This window comes from Promicromonospora noduliphila (assembly GCF_056951025.1).
The window spans coordinates 5,924,314-5,943,772 of sequence record NZ_CM167806.1 but is presented as its reverse complement, the minus strand read 5'-3'; the positions used below and the strand labels follow the sequence as shown (position 1 = coordinate 5,943,772).

General features: G+C 72.1%; 13 protein-coding genes. 8 read left to right on the top strand and 5 right to left on the bottom strand.

Annotated elements, in window-relative coordinates; genetic code table 11:
* Window positions 1-53: 53 nt before the first annotated feature.
* A complete protein-coding gene (locus AC0QU1_RS26035) occupies window positions 54-1,304 on the bottom strand; it encodes an excalibur calcium-binding domain-containing protein (RefSeq protein WP_483573542.1) in 1,251 nt (416 codons plus the stop codon).
* 144 nt (window positions 1,305-1,448) lie between these two features.
* On the opposite strand from AC0QU1_RS26035, the gene AC0QU1_RS26030 reads away from it, so the two are divergent.
* The gene (locus AC0QU1_RS26030) at window positions 1,449-5,432 is read left to right on the top strand and encodes a TM0106 family RecB-like putative nuclease (protein WP_483573541.1); all 3,984 of its coding nucleotides are present in this window, start codon (window positions 1,449-1,451) and stop codon (window positions 5,430-5,432) included.
* A gap of 102 nt (window positions 5,433-5,534) precedes the next feature.
* Here AC0QU1_RS26030 and AC0QU1_RS26025 read toward each other — a convergent pair whose 3' ends face one another.
* Together AC0QU1_RS26025 and AC0QU1_RS26020 are read right to left on the bottom strand one after the other, a co-directional pair.
* Window positions 5,535-6,260 carry a hypothetical protein gene (locus AC0QU1_RS26025; RefSeq protein ID WP_483573540.1) on the bottom strand — a complete coding sequence of 242 codons (726 nt, stop codon included), beginning with the start codon at window positions 6,258-6,260 and terminating at the stop codon, window positions 5,535-5,537.
* Window positions 6,261-6,425: 165 nt separating this feature from the next.
* Window positions 6,426-7,703 carry an ABC transporter substrate-binding protein gene (locus AC0QU1_RS26020; protein WP_483573539.1) on the bottom strand — a complete coding sequence of 426 codons (1,278 nt, stop codon included), beginning with the start codon at window positions 7,701-7,703 and terminating at the stop codon, window positions 6,426-6,428.
* Between the two features lie 338 nt (window positions 7,704-8,041).
* On the opposite strand from AC0QU1_RS26020, the gene AC0QU1_RS26015 reads away from it, so the two are divergent.
* The 3 genes from AC0QU1_RS26015 (at window position 8,042) to AC0QU1_RS26005 (ending at window position 10,962) form a co-directional block, all read left to right on the top strand.
* The gene (locus tag AC0QU1_RS26015) at window positions 8,042-8,245 is read left to right on the top strand and encodes a cold-shock protein (RefSeq protein WP_020017413.1); all 204 of its coding nucleotides are present in this window, start codon (window positions 8,042-8,044) and stop codon (window positions 8,243-8,245) included.
* 219 nt (window positions 8,246-8,464) lie between these two features.
* The gene (locus tag AC0QU1_RS26010) at window positions 8,465-9,628 is read left to right on the top strand and encodes a threonine aldolase family protein (RefSeq protein WP_483573538.1); all 1,164 of its coding nucleotides are present in this window, start codon (window positions 8,465-8,467) and stop codon (window positions 9,626-9,628) included.
* A gap of 5 nt (window positions 9,629-9,633) precedes the next feature.
* Window positions 9,634-10,962, top strand: coding sequence for a glycoside hydrolase family 3 N-terminal domain-containing protein (locus AC0QU1_RS26005; protein ID WP_483573537.1), 1,329 nt, complete (start codon window positions 9,634-9,636; stop codon window positions 10,960-10,962).
* Between the two features lie 64 nt (window positions 10,963-11,026).
* Here the strand turns inward: AC0QU1_RS26005 and AC0QU1_RS26000 are convergent, their stop codons facing one another.
* Window positions 11,027-13,294 (bottom strand): S9 family peptidase, encoded by a 2,268-nt coding sequence (locus AC0QU1_RS26000; protein WP_483576597.1) that lies wholly within the window; start codon window positions 13,292-13,294, stop codon window positions 11,027-11,029.
* Window positions 13,295-13,565: 271 nt separating this feature from the next.
* Between AC0QU1_RS26000 and AC0QU1_RS25995 the strand changes: the two genes are divergently transcribed.
* Genes AC0QU1_RS25995 through AC0QU1_RS25980 form a run of 4 tightly spaced genes read left to right on the top strand, consistent with a single transcriptional unit; the run spans window position 13,566 to window position 17,781 of the window.
* Window positions 13,566-15,008, top strand: a complete 1,443-nt coding sequence (locus AC0QU1_RS25995) for an ABC transporter permease subunit (protein WP_483573536.1) — start codon at window positions 13,566-13,568, stop codon at window positions 15,006-15,008.
* Window positions 15,009-15,021: 13 nt separating this feature from the next.
* A complete protein-coding gene (locus AC0QU1_RS25990) occupies window positions 15,022-16,011 on the top strand; it encodes a branched-chain amino acid ABC transporter permease (protein WP_483573535.1) in 990 nt (329 codons plus the stop codon).
* Complete coding sequence (locus AC0QU1_RS25985) at window positions 16,001-17,020, top strand: ABC transporter ATP-binding protein (protein WP_483573534.1); 1,020 nt, start codon at window positions 16,001-16,003, stop codon at window positions 17,018-17,020. Before AC0QU1_RS25990 ends, AC0QU1_RS25985 begins: the two co-directional genes overlap by 11 nt.
* The gene (locus AC0QU1_RS25980; RefSeq protein ID WP_483573533.1) at window positions 17,017-17,781 is read left to right on the top strand and encodes an ABC transporter ATP-binding protein; all 765 of its coding nucleotides are present in this window, start codon (window positions 17,017-17,019) and stop codon (window positions 17,779-17,781) included. The genes AC0QU1_RS25985 and AC0QU1_RS25980 overlap by 4 nt, the downstream gene beginning before the upstream one ends.
* Window positions 17,782-18,100: 319 nt before the next feature.
* Here the strand turns inward: AC0QU1_RS25980 and AC0QU1_RS25975 are convergent, their stop codons facing one another.
* Window positions 18,101-19,432, bottom strand: a complete 1,332-nt coding sequence (locus AC0QU1_RS25975; protein WP_483573532.1) for an endonuclease/exonuclease/phosphatase family protein — start codon at window positions 19,430-19,432, stop codon at window positions 18,101-18,103.
* Window positions 19,433-19,459: the final 27 nt, after the last annotated feature.

Sequence of the window (19,459 nt, the reverse complement as noted above, 5' to 3'; positions counted from 1 at the left end):
GGTCTCGGTTCCGTGGCCCCTAGGGGCTGGGTTCCGTCGCCCGGGCGTCGGGACTACTCGCCGTCCTCGCAGGCGATGCCGTTGCCGTTCCCGTCGAGGTGCGGCAGGTAGCCCGGCTGGTTGCTCGCGAGGGGCGCCGCGCCGGCGGCGCGTACGGCGTCGCAGTTCCAGTAGAAGACGGTGCCGTTGCCGTTGCCCCAGCCGTTGTCGCCGTCTCCCTCCTGGTCCTCCTGCTGCTCTTCCTGCTGCTGCTGCTGTTGCTCCTGCTGCTCGAGCGCGGTCTCCCGCTCCTCGAGCTGGGCCTCGCGGTCGCCGAGCGCCTGCTCCCGTGCGGCCACCTCGTCGCGCTGCTTCTCGACCTGGGCACGTTCGGCCTCGATCTCGGCGCGCTGCTCGTCGATCTGCGACTGGATGTTCTGCGCGTCGGTGATCGCCTGGTTCGCGTCGGCCTGCTGGCCGGCCGTGATGACCACACCGACGATGACGCCCAGCGCGAGCCCTGCCACGCCGATCGCGACCATGAGCCCGGCTCCGGGCGGGCGCGAGCCGTTCTGGCGCGCGGGGCCGCCGGGACGCGGGCCGGCCCCCATGGCCCCGGCAGGCACGGCTCCGGGGGGCATCGACCCGCCGGAGCGGTAGTTCGCGTCGTCGATGCTCAGCGGGCCGGGACCCGGCGCGCCGGGTGCGGGCCGCTGCCCCGGGGGTGCGCCGACGGGCGCCGTCGCCTTGCGGCCGCCGAGCCCCTTGAGCGCCGCGAGCACGCCGGTGGTCGGTTTCTTGCTCTCCGGCGGCGGGGGCGGGGGCGTCGTCGCGGGCGCCGGCGGGTAGACGGGCTGCGGGCCGGAGCCCGGGCGGGGCTGACCGGGGGCCGGGGGAGCCGCGATGGGCGCCATGGTCATGGTCGAGCCCATGGCCTCGGCGGGCGAGACGCTGGGTGCGTTGGACGGCGGGGGTGCCGGGCGGCCGCCCGGGCCGTCGATCACCTGGATCGCGACGGTCCTCGTGTCCGCGCCCGCTTCCGCGGTGTCCGCGGGCGGCGCGGCGGGAGCCGGCGGTGCGACGGAGGCCGGGGGTGCGGTGTCCGCGGGGGGCGCGGCGAGGATCGGCGGTGCGGCGGGCGCCGACGGCGCGGCGGGCGTGGCACCGCGCGGTCCGGCGTCGCTCCCGGGAGTGTCGGGCCGGTCGACCCAGTAGTCCCAACCGGGCGGGGCCGGCGGCCACGACGGGTCGGGAGCCCAGGTGGAGTCGGGTCGGAATCCCGGGGGCACCTGCCAACCCGGAGGCGGGTTGAAGCGCACGGGCATGGTTGCTCCTTCGATACGGTCGGCCCCACTATCGGCCATCCAGGCGGGTTGACGCCAGAAGTCAGGGTCGAACCGGACATATCTACCGCCTGTCAGAGCGACAGTAGCGCGCTCGTGTCGGAGGCGGCTGGTAGACCTGGGGACATGTTCCTCCTGGAGCGTGAAGACGCCAGCACACTCGTGCACTCGGCCAGCGACCTCGTGATCGCGGGCGAGTGCGAGTTCCGCCTGCTGCGCCGCCTCGACGAGCTGCTCGGCCGCAGCCCACGCCGGGCGCGAGAGGAGGACGAGATGCTCGCCCGCACGGCGGCGCTGGGGGAGGATCACGAGCGCCGCGTCCTGGAGGGTCACCTCCGCGCCTTCGGCCGGGCCGGCGACGGACAGCCCGGCGGCGTGCTCGAGGTCGCGCCGGCGCGCCGGATGTCGCGCGACGAGCTGACCGATGCGCACGACCGCACGCTGGCCGCCCTCGAACAGGGTGCCGACGTCGTCTACCAGGCCTCGTTCTTCGACGGGCAGTTCCACGGCCGGGCCGACTTCCTCGTGCGCGACCCGCTCGGCGAGGAGATCCGGCTGGGCGACCCCGGCGGCGTCGTGCCGCGGTACGCCGTGCACGACTCCAAGCTCGCGCGCCGCACCAAGGTCCGTGCCCTGCTCCAGCTCGCCGCCTATGCGGACCAGCTCATGGCCGCACGGATCGACCCGACCGACGACGTGCATCTCGTGCTCGGCACGGGGGAGACCACGTCGCACCGGCTCGCCGACCTGCTGCCCGTCTTCCGCAAGCGCCGCGCCCGCCTCACCGAGGTCCTGGCCGCCCACCTCGCCGACGACGCCCCGGTGAGCTGGCGCGACGAGCGGTACCTGGCGTGCGGCCGGCTCCGCGAGTGCCAGGACTGCGCCGACGCCGCCGAGCAGTCCCGCGACGTCCTGCTCGTCGGCGGGGTGTACGGGGTGCAGCGGGCCAAGCTGTCGGCGTCGGGCATCACCACCATCGACGGGCTCGCGACCGCCGAGGAACCGCCCGACGGCATGGCCGCCAGCCGCTTCGAGGTGCTGCGCGCCCAGGCGCGCCTCCAGCTCGGCCTGGACGACGGCGACGGCTCGGTCGCGCTCGACCACCTGCCGGAGGGCGTCTCGCCCGAGAGCCCCGACGCGCGGCTGCGCTGGCAGCTCGTCGCCACCGAGGCGATCGACCGGCTCCCCGAGCCGAGCCCTGGCGACGTGTTCTTCGACTTCGAGGGCGACCCCCTGTGGGAGGAGGAGCGCCTGCCCGGCGACGACCAGGCGCCCGCGATGGGCCTCGACTACCTCTTCGGCTGGGTCGAGCGCCCCGGCCCGGACGACGGGACCCCGCCGTTCCACGGGCTCTGGGCCGACGACCTGGCGGGTGAGCGGGACGCCCTCGTGCGGTTCGTCGACTATCTCGCCGAACGGCGCAAGACATATCCCGACCTGCACGTCTACCACTACGCCGCCTACGAGAAGACCCACCTGCTGTCCATCGCGGCGCGGCACGGCGTCTACGAGGACGAGGTGGACCAGCTCCTGCGTGACGGCGTGCTGGTCGACCTGTACGCGGTGGTCCGGTCGTGCCTGCGCATCTCGAACCGGTCCAAGTCGATCAAGAAGCTCGAACCGCTCTACATGCAGGACGATCCGGCGCGCGAGGGGGTCACGAGCGCTACGGCGTCGGTCACGGAGTATGCCGAGTACGCGAAGCTCGCCGCGGACGGCGACGAGCGTGCGGTGGAGCTCAAGCAGCGGATCCTGGACTACAACGAGTACGACTGCCGGTCTACGTTGCGGTTGCTCGACTGGTTGCGGGGTGCGCGGGTTTCTGTCGGGTCGGTCGGGTCGGCCGTGGGGAGCGAGACCCCGCGCGCGGATGCGTTCACGGGCCCCAGGGGGCCCTCCACTTCGGGAACAGATACATCCGCGCGCGGGGTCTCGCTCCCCACGGCCTCCGCTGTCGGCTCACCTTTCGAGGTGGGTGCGCGCTCCGAGGGTGGCGGGTTGGCGGAGCCTGCGGGTGGGGGTGGCGAAGAGGGAACTCTTGAGCGAGAGGTGCCCGCGGGGGTTGCGGGCGTTGGTGCCGGGGAGACGTTCGTCTCGGGGGAGGGGGCCACTGAGGTCGAGGAATCTCCCCGGGTGGTGGCTCGGCGGGAGGGGCGGGAGCGGCGGTTGGCGCTGGCTGGTGAGATCTCCTCGCGGGTGGGGGAGAACCGGGGTGAACGGTCGCTCGAGGTGCAGGCGCTCGCGCTGCTCGGTGCCGCCGTCGGCTACTACCAGCGGGAGGAGAAGCCGTTCTGGCTGGAGCACTTCGCCCGGCTGGAGCTGCCGCTGGACGAGTGGCCCGGGCGCCGGGCGACGTTTCATGTGGAACGGACGCGGGTGCTCCGGGACTGGGACGTCGTGGGCCGTGACCGGCTTCCGTCGCGGGAGATCGAGCTGGTGGGGCGCATGCTCGACGGGTCGCGGATCGACGGCTCCGACCTCGGCGTCGGCGACGCCGTGCACGTGCTCTACGACCAGCCGGTGCCGCCCGTGGTGGGCGAGCTCGAGGCGCGGGCCCTGCGGGGTGAGCACTCCGGGGGCGTGATCGTGGAGATCCGGGAGGAGCTGGGCGGCGAGGAGGCCGAGGCTGCGCCGGGGCGCGACGTCGTCGTCCTGCGGGAACGGCTCTCCGGGGGAGCGGAGCCGCACGACCAGGCGCCCGTCGCGCTCGCGCCGCAGCGCGGCCCCGCGCACGACGCGCAGGAGCGGGCGGTCGAGGACGCCGCCCGCGCCGCGCTGGCCTCGTGGGACGCGGACCGGACCCTGCCCGACGGCGCCGCCGTCGACCTGCTGCGCCGGCGTCCGCCGAGGCTGGTCGACGGCGGGGACCTGCCGGAGCTCGGCACCGCGGACGGCGGCCTCGACCTGGAGGCGGCCGTCCTCGACGCGGTGCGGCGGCTCGACCATTCCTACCTCGCGATCCAGGGTCCGCCGGGCACCGGCAAGACGCACGTCGGGTCGCATGTGGTCGGGCAGCTCGTGCGTGCGGGCTGGCGTGTCGGCGTCGTCGCGCAGTCGCACGCGGCGGTCGAGAACATGCTCAGCGCCGTCGTCGAGAAGGCGGGCGTGCCCGCAGAGCTGGTCGCGAAGAAGCAGCGGGCGAAGGGCACAGCGGACGGCTCCACCCCGCCCTGGCAGGAGGTGACCGGCAGCCAGCTCGCCGATGTGGTCGCCGGCAGCTCGAACGGCTGTGTGGTGGGCGGCACCGCGTGGGACTTCGCGCACGAGCGCTGGCCCGACGAAGGGCTCGACCTGCTCGTCATCGACGAGGCCGGGCAGTTCTCCCTCGCCGACACCATCGCCGTCGGCCGGGCGGCGCAGCGGCTCCTGCTGCTGGGCGACCCGCAGCAGCTTCCGCAGGTCAGCCAGGGCCGGCACCCCGAGCCGGTCGACGAGTCGGCGCTCGCCTGGCTGGCGGCGGGCAGCGCCGTGCTGCCCGCCGGGCTCGGCTACCTGCTGCCCGAGTCGTGGCGGATGCACCCGGAGGTCTGCGCCGCCGTGTCGCAGCTCTCCTACGCCGGCCGGCTCTCGGCCAACCCGGTCACCACCGAGCGCTCGCTCGACGGCGTGACGCCAGGGGTCGTGCACCTCCCGGTCGTCCACGAGGGCCGCTCGACGTCGTCCGTCGAGGAGGCGGCCGAGGTGGTGCGCCAGGTGCAGGGCGTGATCGGGCGGGCCTGGGTGCCGGGCGGCGGCCGCCCGGCCCGCGCCATCGGCCTCGACGACGTCGTCGTGGTCGCCGCCTACAACGCGCAGGTCCACACCGTGCGCCAGGCGCTGCGCGAGGCCGGCCTCGGGGGTGTGCCGGTCGGCACGGTCGACATGTTCCAGGGGCGCGAGGCGCCGGTCGCGATCCTGACGCTCGCCGCGTCGGCGCCTGAGAACGTCTCGCGGGGCATGGGGTTCCTGCTGTCGCGCAACCGGATCAACGTGGCGGTGTCGCGCGCGCAGTGGCGGGCCGTCGTGATCTCGTCGCCGCGGCTCACCGACTACCTGCCGGGGGACCTGGAGGCCAACGGCGTCCGGCACCTCATGGAGCTGGGCGGGTTCCTGCGCCTCATCGGCGCCTGACGGGCCGTCCGAATGGAAACGCAGCGGACAGACCTGCGGCGACGCAGCACCGGAACTCGTCGCGGTCCTGCCTCGCCGCAGCTCTGTGTCGCCGGAGCGCGCCTAGAAGTCGCCGCCCCCGAAGTCGCCCCCGCCGAAGTCCCCGCCGCCGAAGTCGCCGAAGAAGCCGCCGCCGTCGCTGCCGGCATCAGCCCCGGCGTCACCGCCGTCGGCGCCGGACGCCTCGACCGGCTCGGCACCGGCCTCGCCGCCGCCTTCGCCGCCGGCCTCACCCTCCGAGCCCGCGAAGTCCTGGGCCGGGTCGCCGAAGGAGCTGCCGAACATCATGTCCGCGACGGCCGTGCCGATGACCATGCCGCCGATCGTGCCGAGCATGCTGGCACCGAGCATCGTGCCGAAGCCCGGGCCACGGTTCGCGCCCAGGTTCCGCTCCAGGGTGCCCGGGTTGCGCATCTCGGCCCGGGTGGCCATGCGGGCCAGGTCCCGCGGGTCGTTCGACGTCGCGCGCTCGCTCGGCGGCACGGTCTCGCTGAGCTGGGTCAGCACCTGGTTCCGCTGCTCGGGGGTGAGCTGCGCGAACGCCTCGGCGTGGGCCTCCTCGACCCGGTCGGGCGGCGCGGTGCGCAGCAGGTAGCGGTACCGCTCGATCGCCACCTCGTCCTCGCTGCGGCCGGTGCTGGCGGCCGACCCGTAGACGGGGGCCGTGCCGTAGTCGGGGGTCTGGCCTGGCGCCTGTCCGTACTGGGGCTGCGGCGCGCGGCCGCCCTGATACATACCGGGGGTCTGCTCGCGTGGCTCGCGGCCGAGCAGTCGGTCGAGGAAGCCCATGATCTCAGTCCTTCGTGAGGGTTCGGTCCTGATGGTCCACCCAGGTCAACGGAGCGCGGTCGCCCCGGGTTCCCGTCCATCCTCCCTCTGCCACGTGAACGGGACACGACGGAGCCCGGTCACCGCGCGGGGTGACCGGGCTCCGTCGCACGTCTGCCGGGAGCGTCAGCCCTCGACGGACCCCTCGATCACGCGGGTCCAGACGTTCTTGTTGTCGGCGTCGTACTCGTACACACCGATGAACGCGGACGACGGGTCGTTGTCCTCGTTGATCGGACCGATGCCGGAGACACCCGTGTAGTGGATCTCCTCGCCGGCCTCGAGCGCCTCGACGCCCTCCTCGAAGGTGGACACCTCGGTGCCACCGTTCGCGCCCGACACCGCACGGATCTCCGCGGCGATGTCGGTACCGGCGGTCGACTCCGCCTTCACCGCGGCGAGCGCGGCGAGGATCACGGCGTCGTACGACTCAGCGGCGTACGCGTAGTCGGTGAGCGCCTCGCCCTCGTTCTCCTCGTGCCAGGCGTTCGCCTCGTCCTTGAAGGACTGCTCCGGGTCGGCGCCGGGGATGGTGCCGATGACGCCCTCGAGGGTGCCCGGGTCGAAGTCCTTCGAGTAGTCGGCGGTGTTGCCGTCGCACAGGTAGGTGTTGCCCGCGAAGTCCCAGCCCTGGGAGACCAGCTCGGCCATGGCCGCCTTGGTCTCCTCGAACGCGAGGATGACGATGGCGTCCGGGTCAGCGGCCAGCGCGTCGGTCACGATGGACGAGAAGTTGGTCTCGCCCGGGGCGAACTCCTCACCCGCGCCGGTCGCGCCGTAGACGGCCTCGGCGCCTGCGGCCTCGATCGCCTTCTGCACGTTGTCGCGCAGACCGGTGCCGTAGGTCTCGTTCTGCACGAGGAAGGCGACCTTCTGGTGCCCGCCGTCCAGCACGAGGGAGCCGAGCGCCGCACCCTGCACGGTGTCCGGCGGGGCGGTACGGGTGTACATGTCGCTCACGCCCGAGAGGTCCGTGGCGGTGTTCGCGGGCGAGATCTGGAGCACCCCGGCCTCGGTGAACTGGTCCACCACGTTCTGGGACACGGACGAGGACGCCGCGCCGATGGCGACCTGCACGCCCTTGCCGATGAGGTCGGTGGCCGTGTTGGTCGACACGCTCATGTCGGTCGAGTCGCCGGAGTCACCGGTCTCGAGCGTCACGTCGTTGCCGAGCACGCCGCCGGCCGCGTTGATGTGGTCGATCGCAAGTCCGACGCCGGCGACCTCCGGCGGGCCGAGGTACGCGAGGGAACCGGTGACCGGGAGGATGGTGCCGACGACGAGCGGATCGGCGGAACCCTCACCCCCGCCATCCCCGGAACCCGAGGTGGAGCAGGCTGCCAGGCCCACGCTGAGGACTGCCGCTAGCGCGAGACCGCGCGCAGCCGTGGAACGTCGAATCATTTCTGCTGTTCCCCTTCAAGCGGGAGTGGATCTGAACGGCGCACTTTGCCCCGTCGTGGTCGCTGAAAGTAGCCACCTTGTGTAACGCTCACGTGTCGAATCCGCCGACCGGGCCGATATTGTTACGAGGACGTGACCCAGCTCACTCTAGACCCAAGGAAAGTTCATCCGTGGACCCGTTCGGCGCACCTCACGGAGATTGATCGGGCTTTCCTGGACCGGGACGGGTACGCTTGCCGTGTTGCAGTGCCTCGATCGTTCTTCCAAGAGATGACGACGACACCGTGATTCCTGCGATCCCGAAGGCCGGGGTCGTCGCATCTTGCAAGGAGCAGTACATGGCATTCGGAACCGTCAAGTGGTTCAACGCCGAGAAGGGCTTCGGGTTCATCGCACCCGAGGACGGTGGGCAGGACGTGTTCGCCCACTTCAGCGCGATCCAGTCGAGCGGCTACCGCTCGCTCGAGGAGAACCAGCGCGTCGAGTTCGACGTCAAGCAGGGCCCCAAGGGCCTCCAGGCGGAGAACATCCGCCCGCTCTGATCCCCGACGGCCGCTACGGCGGGCTCGCCTGAGCCCGCCCGGTTGTCCGACGTCGGCCCGGTCACCTTTCGAGGTGACCGGGCCTTCGTCGTGTCCGGCCTCAGGAGACTGGCATCTTGTCCGGCCCCAGGACACCGGCGTCCTGACCGGCCTCAGGCGACCGGCGTCCCGCGGCCACCACCGTGTCGCCGTGGGGAGCCGCGGCGGGAGAATGGCACCGTGCAGCACTTCGCCTCTGACAACTACGCCCCCGTCCACCCCGAGGTCATGGCCGCGATCGTCGCGGCGAACGACGGCGCCGCCGTCTCGTACGGCGACGACCCGGTGTCGGCCCGCCTCCAGGAGCGCGCCGCCGAGGTGTTCGGCGAGCAGGCCCGCATCTTCCCCGTGCTGAACGGCACGGGCGCGAACGTCATCAGCCTCATGGCCGCCGCACCGCGCTGGGGCGGGGTGATCGCGAGCGACGTCGCGCACGTCCACACGGACGAGAACGGTGCCCCCGAGCGCGTGGGCGGCCTCAAGATCCTCGCCGTCCCGAGCGTGGAGGGCCGCATCGGGCCGGACGCCGTTGACCGCTTTGCCGTCGACCTCGGCGACGTGCACCGCGCGCAGCCCGCGGTCCTGAGCCTCACGCAGGCCACGGAGCTCGGCACCGTCTACACGGTGGCCGACCTCAAGCTCCTCGCGGACACCGCCCACGCGGCGGGCCTGCACGTGCACGTGGACGGGTCCCGGCTCGCGAACGCGGCGGCCACGCTCGGCGTCGGGCTGCGGGAACTCACCACCGACGTCGGGGTCGACATCCTGTCCCTCGGCGCGGCGAAGAACGGCGGCATGCTGGGCGAGGCGGTGGTGGTGCTGTCCGACGGCGGGCCGTCGTCGGACCTGGGTGCGGCGGTGCCCTACCTGCGCAAGGCGACCATGCAGCTCGCGTCGAAGACCCGGTTCGTGTCGGCGCAGCTCCTTGCGCTGCTCGGGGAGCCGGGTACGCCGACGTCCGGCGCCGGCGAGGGTGCGCCGCTGTGGCTGCGCAACGCCGCGCACTCCAACACGATGGCGGCGCGGCTGCGCTCTGGGATCGAGGCGGCCGGGCTGGCCGGGACCGGCGGAGCAGAGGGTCTCGACCCGCAGACCAGGGGCCTGCCGGACGGCGACCAGCCGGGTACGGTCCGCATCACCTGCCCGACGGAGGCGAACGCCGTGTTCGCGACGCTGCCCCGGGCGGCGGCCGACCGGGTCCGCGCCCACGCGCGGTTCTACGACTGGGCGCCAGGCGAGACGGCCGACCGCGTGGAGGTGCGCTGGATGTGCGCCTGGGACACCACGGAGGCGGACGTCGACGGGTTCGTGGAGGCGCTCACCGCCGCCTTGGGGCGAGACTGAGGGCCATGAGCCGTTTTCACCCGATCGGGTCGGTCGCCGCGACAGTTCTTGTCGTGGCGGCCCTCGCCGCGGGCTGTGCCGGTCCGACGGCGGAGCCCGACCCGACCGCGCTGCCCGGACCCGTGCAGTCGAATCCCCAGCCGAGCGGGCGGACCAGCTCGCCGCCGGTCCCGCCGTCGCTCGGCGGTCCGGCGCCCGGCGGGTCGGTGCCGGGCGGACCGCCGTCCGGCACGGGGGCGCCGTCGGGCGGCGTGGCGCCGGGGGAGCCGACGGCGAGCCCGCCCGCACCGCCGTCGCCGAAGCCCACGCCGGAGAAGCCGGACCTGTCGCTCGTGGCGGGCTGGACGCTGCAGCAGAAGGTGGGCCAGCTCGTGATGGTCGGCCTGCCCGTGGCCGGCCCGTTCCAGCCGACGTTCGACATGCTGCGGAACCAGCAGATCGGCGGCGTGTTCCTGCACGGCCGCACCAAGGCGGGCCGGCAGCCGGTGAAGAACCTGGTGGACGCCGCCGTCGCCGCGGCGGCGCAGGAGCGTGAGCCGCTGTTCGTCGCCACCGACCAGGAGGGTGGCGCGGTGCAGGTGCTGCGCGGCCCCGGCTTCAGCGACCTGCCGAGCGCGCTCGACCAGGCGAAGCTGAGCCCGCCCGACCTGCGCGCCCGGTCCCGGGCCTGGGGCGCCGAGCTCGCCGCGGCCGGCGTGAACCTCAACCTGGCGCCGGTGCTGGACCTCGTGCCGCAGGCCAACGCGGCCGCCAACGCGCCGATCGGCGCGTTCGGGCGCAACTACGGGTACACGGCCCGGTCCGTGATGCTGCACGGCAACGCGTTCGCGCGGGGGCAGCGCGACGCGGGCGTGCAGACGTCGGTCAAGCACTTCCCCGGGCTGGGCCGGGTCACGGCGAACACCGACACCACTGCCGGGGTCACCGACACCGTCACCGGCCCCGACGACCCGTCGGTGGCCGTCTTCGGCGCCGGCATCGAGGCGGGGTCCGGCCTGGTCATGATGTCGTCGGCGACCTACGCGCGGATCGACCCGAACGCGCCCGCCGTGTTCAGCCCCACCGTGGTGGGCCTGGTCCGCGGGCTCGGGTTCGACGGCGTCATCATCTCGGACGACCTGTCCGCCGCCGTCCAGGTGCAGGGCGTGCCAGCGGGGAAGCGCGCGGTCCGCGCCGTCGACGCGGGGGTGGACCTGGTGCTCGCGTCCGCCGAGCCGTCCGTAGCCCACACGATGGTGAACGCACTGATCAGGACGGCGAAGGCCGATCCGGCGTTCGCCGCGAAGGTGGACGCCGCCGCGGCCCGGGTGGTTGCGGCCAAGGCCGATCTCTGAGAGCCGCGCGACCAGAGGGCCGGGGCCGGGCCGGCGCGACCGGAGGCCGACCGCCGGGTCGCCCTCAGCGGTCGGCCAGGCCCAGCACCTCCAGCGTCCACGCGTGCTCGAACGCGATCTGCTCCCATGCCGAGTAGCGCCCGGACACGCCGCCGTGCCCGGCCGACATCTCGATCTTCAGCATCGCCGGAGCGCCCGCCGCCTGCAGCCGCGCCACCCACTTCGCCGGCTCCACGTACAGCACGCGGGTGTCGTTGAAGCTCGTGGTGGCGAGGATCCGCGGATAGTGGGAGGCGTCGTCGGCCACGTTCTCGTACGGCGTGTACGAGCGCATGTACGCGTAGACCTCCGGGTCGTGCAGCGGGTCGCCCCACTCGTCCCGCTCGGTGACGGTCAGGGGGAGCGTCGGGTCGAGCATCGACGTCAGTGCGTCCACGAACGGCACCCCGGCCAGCACGCCCGCGAACAGCTCCGGCGCCAGGTTGGTGGCGGCGCCCACGAGCAGCCCGCCGGCGCTGCCGCCGTCGGCCACCAGGCGGTCCGACGCCGTCCAGCCGGTCGCGACGAGATGCCGGCCGCAGGCCACGAAGTCGGTGAACGTGTTGCGCTTGGCGGCCAGCTTGCCGTCGTCGTACCAGGCGCGGCCCATCTCGCCACCGCCCCGCACGTGCGCGACGGCGAAGACCACTCCGCGGTCGAGCAGGCTCAGGCGCGGCACGGAGAAGTAGGGGTCGATCGAGGTCTCGTAGGCGCCGTACCCGTACAGGAGCAGGGGAGCGGGCTCGGTCGGCCCGCCGGTCCCGTTCGACCCGCCCGGCGCGGCTCCCGCCCCCGATCCAGCGCCGTCGCCGAACCGCACCTGGTCCTTGCGCCAGACCAGGGAGATCGGGACGCGCGTCCCGTCCTCCGCGACCGCCCACTCCCTGCGCTGGTCGTAGTCGTCGGCGTCGTAGCCGCCGAGCACCGGCTGCTGCTTGAGCAGCGTGCGCTCGCCGGAGGCGACGTCGTACAGGTAGAGCGACTGCGGCGTCACGAACGACGTGTAGCCGACCTTGAGGTTGGGCTGGTTCCACACGCCGACGCCCGCGCCGACCGACTCGAGCGGCTGGCCGAACGAGATCTCCTGGAAGTCCCAGGTGACCGGCCCGCTCGCGGGGAGCTGGAGCACGGCCGAGCGGGAGATCGCGCCACGGCGGTAGTAGAGCACCAGGTAGCGCTCGCTCGCGCTCACGCTCTCGAGCCGCACCTCAGGGTCGTGCGGCACGACGACGGTCGCCGCCTCCGGGGCCACCGGCGCGCCGGGCCCGGGCACGGGAGAGGCGACCAGCTCGAAGTTCAGGGCGTCCTGGTTGTGCAGGATCAGGAGCGTGTCGGTGGGCGTGCCCGCCGCGTCCGGGAACACCGCGTGCTCCACCGTGTACTCGACGCCGTCGCGGCGGGGCCACACGACCCGGAACTCGCCGGTCGGGTCGTCGGCCTCCAGCAGCCACGACTCGCTCGTCACCTTGGAGCCGAGCTCGATCTGCAGGTACTTCTTCGACCGGGACAGCCCGATGCCGACCCAGTACCGCTCGTCGGGCTCCTCGAAGACGATCACGTCGTCGGACCCAGGCGTGCCGAGCCGGTGCCGCCAGACGCGCCAGGGCCGCCAGGCGTCGTCGACGGTCAGGTAGAAGATGTGCTGGCCGTCGGGAGCGAACAGGGCGCCCGGCGCGGTGTCGCGCACCTCGTCCGCGAGGTCCTGACCGGTGGCCAGGTCGCGGACGCGCAGCGTGTAGCGCTCGTCCCCCGCTGTGTCGGTCGCGTAGAGCAGGCGGGCGCTGTCGTCGGAGACGTCGAGGGAGCCCAGCGCGAAGAAGTCGTGGCCCTCGGCGTGCTCGTTCTGGTCCAGCAGCACCTCCTCGCCCGGCACCGGCTCGCCGGGTTCGAGGACGCGGGGCGTCCAGTCGTCCGGGCCGGCGGCGGGGTAGCGCGCGTGGATCGGGTACTGCTGACCCTCGACCGTGCGGCCGTAGTACCACCAGTCGCCGTCGCGTGCGGGGACGGAGAGGTCGGTCTCGAGGGTGCGCCCCTTGATCTCGTCGAACAGGGTCTGCCGCAGGGGCGCGAGGTGCTCCTGGCGGGCGACCGTCCAGGCGTTCTGCGCCTCCAGGTGCGCGACGACCTCGGGGTCGTCCTTGTCGCGGAGCCACTCGTAGTCGTCGGTGAACGTGTCGCCGTGGAAGGTGCGCTGGACGGGCCGGCGCACGGTGAACGGCGGCTCGGACGAGGGCAGGACACCTACGGAGTCGGTCGGTCGAGCGGGTGCTGGGGTTGCCGTGGGGGCCGGCATGGCGTCGTCGGACACCGCGTCAGCCTAGCCGCGCCGCCCGCCGCGCGAGGGGCTTGTAACCCTCCGCACCTTTTGCTCCCTCGCTGTGGCACTCCGTGACCTGAGCGTGACTGGCGCGCGTCATCAGTGACACATCACACGGCTACACTCTCGGCACGCCGATGGCATCAGTTTGATGCAGGCCTGGTTAAGCAGGACTGAATCATCCTGGTGTCGGCGGCCCCGAGACCTCGGAGCACCACATCACCAGAACCGACGGAGGACCCGGCAGATGACAGCCGACCGACCGAACCTCGCGACGGCCGCGCGGAGGCTGCTCGCCGCACTCGCGGCAGTGGCCTTTCCAGCCGTGATCGCGGCGGCGCCAGCCATGGCCGCCGAGGCGCCCGCCGCCGAGTGCACCCCCGACGCTTCCACAGCTTGCGTCGTGGCCATCGTCCTGGACGAGGAGAACAATCCTGTCCCGGACGTCGGCGTGACCATCTCGGGTGCAGGGTTCGAGACAGACGTGACAACCACCCAGGAGGGACCGGCCTCGGTAACGGTGCCGCAGGTCGGTACCTACACACTTACCCTCGACGAGTCGACGGTCCCGGACGGGCTGTTCCCCGACGCCACCGAACGGCAGGTCACCGCCCAGACCGGCATCTCGGCGCGGGCCGCGTTCAACCTCGGCACCACACCGCCGGAGAGCGCAGAGCCCACCGACGGCGCCACCACCGCGCCGTCCGACGGTGAGACCGAGGGCAGCGAGCCGACCGACGGCGCTACGTCCGTCGGCGACGGCCTGGGCGGCGGCGACACGACGACCACCCGCGGCGGCCCGTCCTTCCAGCAGATCTGGCAGCAGTTCGGCTCCGGTATCCGCTTCGGCCTGCTGCTCGCCCTCGCCTCGGTGGGCATCAGCCTCATCTACGGCACGACCGGGCTGTCCAGCTTCTCGCACGGTGAGCAGGTGACGCTCGGCGCCATGTTCGGCTTCATCGGCGTGAACTGGCTGAACCTGCCGGTCTGGCTCACCGTGATCCTCGTCGTGGTGGTCTGCGCCGCCACCGGCTGGCTGCAGGACGCAGCCATCTGGGCACCGCTGCGCCGGCGCGGCACCCCGGTCACGCAGATGATGATCGTGACCATCGGCCTGTCGCTCGCGCTGCAGTACGCCATCCAGATGGTCATCGGCGGCCGGTCGCTCCGCGTCCTGCCGCAGAACCCCCGGCCGCTGGAGATCGCCGGCGTCACGCTCAGCACGGCGTCGTGGCTCTCGATGCTGGTGGCCATCGGCGTGATCCTGTTCATCGCCTGGTTCCTGACGCGCACCCGGATCGGGCGCGCCACGCGCGCCGTCTCGGACAACACGGCGCTCGCGGCGGCGACGGGCATCAACCCCGACCGCATCATCCGCATCGTGTGGGTCATGTCCACCGGGTTCGCCGGCCTGGCGGGCATGCTGCTGGCCATCTCGTTCAGCTCGTTCAACTGGTCGCTCGGCCTGCTCCTGCTGCTCCTGATGTTCGCTGCCGTGACCCTCGGCGGCCTCGGCACCGCGTACGGCGCCCTGGTCGGGTCCCTGCTGATCGGCCTCGTCGTCGAGATGTCCACCCTCATCCCCGGAATGCCGAGCGACCTGAGGTACGCATCGGCCCTCGTCATCCTCATCCTCGTGCTGCTGCTCAGGCCCCAGGGCCTGCTCGGCCGCGCCGAGCGGATCGGCTGAAAGGAGAACCGTCATGGAACTGAGCCGCATCCTCACCCAGGCGCTCGCCGAGCTCATCGCGCCGACCACCGCCGCCGTCGCGCTGGCCGCCATCGGCCTCAACCTGCACTTCGGGTTCACCGGACTGCTCAACATGGGCCAGGCGGGCTTCATGCTGCTGGGCGCCTACGGCTTCGCGATCGCCACGATGTCCGGCGCGCCGTTCTGGCTCGCCCTGATCGTCTCGCTCGCCTCGGGCGCGCTCTTCGCGCTCATCCTCGGTCTGCCGACGCTGCAGCTCCGCGGCGACTATCTGGCGATCGTGACCATCTCCGCCGCCGAGATCATCCGAATGCTCGGCCGCGCCACGGTGTTCCAGGAGTACACCGGCGGCGCGGCGGGTCTCACGGGTGGCTCGTTCAAGCAGACGTTCCAGGACCTGTCGTTCCTGCCGGCACCGCCGGAGCGCGGGGCGTTCGGGCCGCTCGAGTACGTGTTCACAGGTTCGGACTCGTGGTGGACTCGCCTGTTCGCCTGGGCCGTCGTGCTCATCGCGGTGGTCGTGGTCTGGCTCCTCACGCGCAGCCCGTGGGGCCGCGTGCTGAAGGGGATCCGCGAGGACGAGGACGCCGTCCGCGCCCTGGGCAAGAACGTCTTCTCCTACAAGATGCAGGCGCTGGTGCTCGGCGGCATGTGCGGTTCGCTCGCCGGCATGCTCTACGTGCTGCCCCGGTCGGTCGCCCCCGACGCCATGGGCCGCTCGCTCACGTTCTTCGCGTGGACGGTGCTGCTGCTCGGTGGTGCGGCCACCCTGTTCGGCCCGGTGCTGGGCTCCATGCTCTTCTACGCGGTCTACATGCTGCTCCGCGCGGGTATGCGTGAGGGCCTCGAAGGCGTCGTGTCGAGCACCACGGTGGAGCAGATCGGTGGTCTGCTCGTCGGCGTGACGCTGATGCTCCTCGTCATCTTCCGCCCACAAGGAATACTGGGGAACAAGAAGGAGCTCGCCTTCGATGCCCGATGAGACGACGGAGAACTCAGAGACCAGCGAGACGACGGAGAGCACAGTGACCGAGGTGACAGAGCCAGAGAGCACCGTCGAGGCGCTGGACGCCGTCGAGCGCAGCGACTCCGAGGCGGCGAAGGCGGCGGAGCACGTCCTGGCCAAGGTCGAGCCGACCGTGGGCGTCAGCAAGCCGGACACGATCCTGACGGTCGACGGCGTGCAGCGCCGGTTCGGCGGCATGACCGCCGTCGACGTCGACCACCTGGAGGTGCAGCGCGGCGTCATCACGGCCCTCATCGGGCCGAACGGTGCGGGCAAGACGACCTTCTTCAACCTGCTCACCGGGTTCGACAAGCCCAACCACGGCTCGTGGTCGTTCGAGGGCAGGTCGCTGGCCGGGATGGGCGCCGCCAAGGTGGCGCGCAACGGCATGGTCCGCACGTTCCAGCTCACCAAGGCGCTGTCGCGCCTCACGGTCATGCAGAACATGCTGCTCGCCGCGATGGACAACCCGGGGGAGAACCTGTTCGGCTCCCTGGTGCGGCCGCTGTGGGCGGGCACGGAGCAGCGGAACACCGAGAAGGCGCTGGAGATCCTCGAACGGTTCAAGCTCGACACCAAGAAGGACGACTTCGCCGGCTCCCTGTCCGGCGGCCAGCGCAAGCTCCTCGAGATGGCTCGGGCCCTGATGACGGACCCGACCATGATCATGCTCGACGAGCCCATGGCCGGCGTGAACCCGGCCCTGGTGCAGTCCCTGCTGCACCACATCCAGTCGCTGCGTGACGACGGCATGACCGTGCTGTTCGTGGAGCACGACATGCACGCGGTGCGGCACATCTCCGACTGGGTGGTGGTGATGGCGGAGGGCAGGATCGTGGCAGAGGGCCCGCCCAAGGCCGTCATGCAGGACCAGGCCGTGGTCGACGCCTACCTGGGCGCGCACCACGACACCGACCTCGGGGACGACTCGCTGCTCGACCCCGCTGTGCTGGCCCGGCTCGAGGCCGAGGAGGAGAAGCGATGAGCGACGCGGCCAAGACCGCCCAGCGGAAGACCCTGCTCAAGGCGACCGACATCGTGGCGGGGTACCTGCCCGGCGTGAACATCCTGAACGGGTGCAACATCGAGGTCGCGGAGGGTGAGCTCGTCGGCATCATCGGCCCCAACGGCGCCGGGAAGTCGACGCTGCTCAAGGCCCTGTTCGGCCTGGTGAACGTGCGCTCGGGCACCGTGACCATGCGCGGGGAGGACATCACCAACCACAAGGCGAACAGCCTCGTGTCGCAGGGTGTGGGCTTCGTACCGCAGAACAACAACGTGTTCCCCTCGCTCACCGTCGAGGAGAACATGCGGATGGGCGTGTACCTGCGGCCCAAGGCGTTCGCCGAGCGGTTCGAGTTCATCACCGACCTGTTCCCCACGCTGGGGGAGCGGCGCTCGCAGCGTGCGGGCGCCATGTCGGGTGGTGAGCGCCAGATGGTCGCGATGGCCCGCGCGCTCATGATGAACCCGTCGGTGCTGCTCCTCGACGAGCCGTCCGCCGGCCTGTCCCCGGTGCGTCAGGACGAGACGTTCCTGCGCACCCGGATGATCAACAAGGCGGGCGTGTCCGTGGTCATGGTGGAGCAGAACGCCCGGCGGTGCCTGCAGATCTGCGACCGGGGGTACGTGCTCGACCAGGGCAAGGATGCGTACACCGGGACGGGGAAGGAGCTGCAGTCGGATCCCAAGGTGATCTCGTTGTACCTCGGGACGTTGGCTGAGGACGTCGACAAGGCTTCTTGATTCTTTCTGTTTACTCGCCTCCGGAACGGGGCGGGGGGATGGTGCGGCCGGCCTCGCTCACGGGCCCCAGGGGGCCCTCCGCTACGGCTTTACGGCCGGCCGCACCATCCCCCCGCCCCGTTCCTCGTGCCTGGACCCACCGTGCCGAGGGGGTGGGGTAGGCGGGGAGGGAGCTGTTTGGGGGAACTGGCTGCCGAGCTGTCCGGGAGAACTGGCTGCCGAGCTGTCCGGGAGAACTGGCTGCCGAGCTGTCCGGGAGAACTGACTGTCTAGGTGGTCGGGAACTGACTGTCTAGATGGTCAGAACCTGCCTGGCTGGTCACGGCTTGAGGTCGGTCCAGGTGAGGCGGTGGTCGCTGCTCGGGAACGGGAAGACGCCCGTAAGGCGGGACAGCGGGTCGGTGCTGGCCGGCCAGAAGACGCCCGTGTCCCGGACGCGCAGGTCTCGCGACGGGAGCACGTAGTCGACGCGCAGGTTGCCCGGGGTCGTGTCGGCGAAGTCGGCGGTGTCGAGCGCGGGGTCGCCCTCGTGGCCGAGGTTCGCGCCTCCCTGCAACTCGGCGGCCTCGGCCGCGCCGGCCGACGTCGCCTGCGGGTCGGTGATCCGCCAGTTGTCCAGGAGCTGGTCGATCGCCGCGTCCACGGAGTCGCCGTCGAGCGGGTCGGCGTTGTAGTCGCCGACGATCACGAACGAGGAGCCCGGGCGCAGGCCGCCGCGGCGGCCCTCGTCGTCGTACAGGTACCGGGCGGACCAGCCGCCGCGCACGTAGTCGGCCCAGAACCGGATCTCGTCGTGGTTGCGCAGGCCGTTGCGGTCCTCCGCGCCGTCGAACGTCGGCGGGGTCGGGTGCGCCGCCAGCACGTGCACCGTCTCGTGGCCGACGCGCACCGGCACGTCCCAGTGCGACTTCGACGAGAGCGGCAGCACCGCGAGCTCCTCGGCCGAGTACCAGTCGGCGGGGGCGGCGGTCGCGGGGTCGTCCGGCAGGAGTGCGCCCGGCATGTCCTGCCACTTGAAGTTCTGGAACGTGCGCACCTGCCGGTGCTGGATCGGGTACTTGGACAGCACGAGCATCCCGTACTGGCCGGGGAACAGGCCGAAGCCGAGCGCGTCGTCGCCGCCGCCCACCGTCCCGTTGTTGTTCAGGTCGAACCCGCTCGGGATGCCCGTGTTCGACGGCGCCACGAACGCGTACGGGTACTCCACCGGCTCGCCGGTGCCCTGGGGAACTTCCAGGTAGTTCTCGCGGAACAGGTCGGCAGCGGCGTACGGGTCGGCGTCGCCGGAGTAGTCGAACTCGTTGAGCAGCACGATGTCGGGGTTGGCGTGCTGGATGACCTCGGCGACGGTCGCCGCCTGCGCGTCGTCGCCGGTGGACAAGTCGGCGACGAGCTCACCTTCCGTCGCGCGGTTGAGCGACAGGTTGTAGGTGGCGACGCGGAGGGTCCGGTGCTTCCCGGCGGCCGGGTGCCTCGCGTCGGCGCGGTCCGTGCCGGTCGACGTCGAGCCCGCCGGGTTCGCGCCCGCCGCTCCTGCGCCGGTCGTCGTCGTGCCTGCCGCCGCCGTACCTGCCGAGGCGAGGAAGGCCCCGGCCAGCAGGGCCGTTGCCGCGGCCGCGGCGGTCAGGCGCGAGGGGGTGCTGACTCGCATGACTGCTCCTTCTTCGGGTGTCGTGCT

Excerpts from the sequence above, each read along its gene's own strand:
- AC0QU1_RS26035 (WP_483573542.1), bottom strand. The coding sequence starts at position 1,304 with ATGCCCGTGCGCTTCAACCCGCCTCCGGGTTGGCAGGTGCCCCCGGGA.
- AC0QU1_RS26030 (WP_483573541.1), top strand. The coding sequence starts at position 1,449 with ATGTTCCTCCTGGAGCGTGAAGACGCCAGCACACTCGTGCACTCGGCC.
- AC0QU1_RS26025 (WP_483573540.1), bottom strand. The coding sequence starts at position 6,260 with ATGGGCTTCCTCGACCGACTGCTCGGCCGCGAGCCACGCGAGCAGACC.
- AC0QU1_RS26020 (WP_483573539.1), bottom strand. The coding sequence starts at position 7,703 with ATGATTCGACGTTCCACGGCTGCGCGCGGTCTCGCGCTAGCGGCAGTC.
- AC0QU1_RS26015 (WP_020017413.1), top strand. The coding sequence starts at position 8,042 with ATGGCATTCGGAACCGTCAAGTGGTTCAACGCCGAGAAGGGCTTCGGG.
- AC0QU1_RS26005 (WP_483573537.1), top strand. The coding sequence starts at position 9,634 with ATGAGCCGTTTTCACCCGATCGGGTCGGTCGCCGCGACAGTTCTTGTC.
- AC0QU1_RS26000 (WP_483576597.1), bottom strand. The coding sequence starts at position 13,294 with ATGCCGGCCCCCACGGCAACCCCAGCACCCGCTCGACCGACCGACTCC.
- AC0QU1_RS25995 (WP_483573536.1), top strand. The coding sequence starts at position 13,566 with ATGACAGCCGACCGACCGAACCTCGCGACGGCCGCGCGGAGGCTGCTC.
- AC0QU1_RS25990 (WP_483573535.1), top strand. The coding sequence starts at position 15,022 with ATGGAACTGAGCCGCATCCTCACCCAGGCGCTCGCCGAGCTCATCGCG.
- AC0QU1_RS25985 (WP_483573534.1), top strand. The coding sequence starts at position 16,001 with ATGCCCGATGAGACGACGGAGAACTCAGAGACCAGCGAGACGACGGAG.
- AC0QU1_RS25980 (WP_483573533.1), top strand. The coding sequence starts at position 17,017 with ATGAGCGACGCGGCCAAGACCGCCCAGCGGAAGACCCTGCTCAAGGCG.
- AC0QU1_RS25975 (WP_483573532.1), bottom strand. The coding sequence starts at position 19,432 with ATGCGAGTCAGCACCCCCTCGCGCCTGACCGCCGCGGCCGCGGCAACG.